This is a genomic window from uncultured Microscilla sp. (assembly GCF_947493425.1).
GTDB lineage: Bacteria > Bacteroidota > Bacteroidia > Cytophagales > Microscillaceae > Microscilla.
Window position 1 is genome coordinate 1 of sequence record NZ_CANLRP010000729.1, and the last position, 207, is coordinate 207.

The window sequence follows — 207 nt, forward strand, 5'->3', positions numbered from 1 at the left end:
CGCCCCATGTACGCCTGAGCCGCCTTACTTTGAGCAAAAGCCCGCCGAAAGTGAGTAAAAACCGCCGTCATCGTCTGAATACGCACTTTTTCGGGTACGCCAGGCTGCGCCTGAACCAAAGAAGGCGCCACCACTCCCCCACCACCAGGAGCACCCAACAGCGACTTACACTTCAAAATAGCCTCGTGCTTGCTCAACTTCTCCTGG

The 207-nt window shown here is 56.5% G+C and carries 1 protein-coding gene; it reads right to left on the reverse strand.

What is annotated here, in order from left to right; all coding sequences use genetic code 11:
- Nucleotides 1-207 (reverse strand): hypothetical protein (locus Q0954_RS34975; RefSeq protein WP_299466969.1); only part of this gene is annotated, 207 nt, incomplete at both ends.